We start from the raw sequence: 1,599 nt of genomic DNA on the forward strand, positions 1-1,599 counted from the left end.
CCCCTGCCTTTCTATCACGAAACCCTGGAATCGCGGCTCATCGACACGCAGACCTATCCCCTGAATGCGCTCACTCAACGGCCCATGGCCATGTACCATTCCTGGGACAGCCAGAACGCCTGGCTGCGGCAGATTCATACCCACAATTATCTGTTCGTGAATCCCATGCTGGGCAAGGCCAGCGGTTTTCATGACGGTGACTGGGTATGGGTCGAATCTCCCCATGGCAAGGTGCGCTGCATGGCGCGCTTTTCCAACGCGGTGGAGCCGGGTACGGTGTGGACCTGGAATGCCATCGGGAAGGCGGCAGGAGCCTGGGGGCTGACGCCCAGGGCGAACGAATCCCAGAAAGGCTTTCTGCTCAACCATGTGATCTCCGAAGAGTTGCCTGCCTGTGAAGCGGGAGAACACATGTCAAACTCTGATCCTGTTACCGGCCAGGCAGCCTGGTTCGACGTGCGGGTACGGGTGTACAAGGCGGGTCCGGAGGAACCTCGGGTGACTTCACCCCAGTTCGTTCCGCAGCGCGCCCTGCCGGGTCAGCAGCTCCGCAAGGGACGCTGGCAGGCCTATTTTGCAGGCGTGTTCCGCAAGAAAGCAGGTATTTCCAAATGACACAGATGGCGCTGGTAATCGATCTGAACGTGTGTGTGGGCTGTCATGCCTGCGTGACTTCCTGCAAGGAATGGAACACCTCCGGCTGGGCAGGACCACTCACGGATCACCGTCCCTATGACAGGGATCCCACGGGTACCTTTTTCAACCGGGTGCAGACTTTCGAGGTGGGCGAGTTTCCCAAGACCGAAACCGTGCATTTCCCCAAGAGCTGCCTGCACTGCGAGGAACCGCCCTGCGTCCCCGTGTGTCCCACCGGCGCTTCCTATAAGCGTGAGGACAACGGCGTGGTGCTGGTGGACTATGACAAGTGCATCGGCTGCAAGTACTGCTCCTGGGCCTGTCCTTACGGCATGCGTGAACTGGACGAGCACCAGAAGGTGATGAAGAAATGCACCCTGTGTATCGACCGCATCACCAACGATGCCCTGCCGGAGGCCGAGCGCAAACCGGCCTGTGTGCTGGCGTGTCCTACCAGTGCACGCCTGTTCGGTGATGTTCACGATCCGGATTCAGAGGTCTCCATGGCCATTCGCGAGCAGGGCGCTTACCAGCTCATGCCCGAATGGGGCACCAAACCCGCCAATCATTATCTGCCCCGACGCAAGACCCGCATCCAGATCTTCGAAGATGAACTGGAGAGGGCGGACAACCCGCTGAAGAAGGAAGCTCCGCTTCCGGCAGCGGAAGGCGAAACCCTGGACGACGTTTCCTTCTGATCAGGCTCATATTCGGAGAATTGCATGCATCCAGCATTTTCGGTCATATTCCTCACCACACTCATTGGCGTTGGCCAGGGGTTGTTCCTGGCTCTGGTCACCGGTCAGGTCTATTCCCTTGCGAATCTGTTGCAGCCCTAGGACAGTCTGGCGTTCTATGCGACGGGTTCCGTCGTGAGCCTGGTCTTTCTTGTAGTGGTGTCAAGTCCCGATAGATCATAGATTTTCTTTTTGAATAATTCCGGTTGTTTTTTGTGCCAATCCT

At 57.9% G+C, this 1,599-nt stretch carries 2 protein-coding genes and 1 pseudogene; all 3 read left to right on the forward strand.

The features are described from left to right. Nucleotides 1–615, forward strand: a 615-nt coding sequence (locus tag ACOCD2_RS19250; RefSeq protein ID WP_293653151.1) for a molybdopterin dinucleotide binding domain-containing protein, incomplete at its 5' end; no start/stop codon positions are given. After that, on the forward strand, nucleotides 612–1,334 hold the full coding sequence (soeB, locus tag ACOCD2_RS19255; protein ID WP_293650071.1) for a sulfite dehydrogenase subunit SoeB: 723 nt from the start codon (nucleotides 612–614) through the stop codon (nucleotides 1,332–1,334). The genes ACOCD2_RS19250 and soeB, both read left to right, overlap by 4 nt. A gap of 24 nt (nucleotides 1,335–1,358) precedes the next feature. Beyond that, nucleotides 1,359–1,472 (forward strand): annotated as a pseudogene (locus tag ACOCD2_RS19260) (DMSO reductase); the annotation flags it as partial. Nucleotides 1,473–1,599: the final 127 nt, after the last annotated feature.

This window comes from Thiolapillus sp., from assembly GCF_048562965.1.
GTDB lineage: Bacteria > Pseudomonadota > Gammaproteobacteria > Chromatiales > Chromatiaceae > Thiolapillus > Thiolapillus brandeum_A.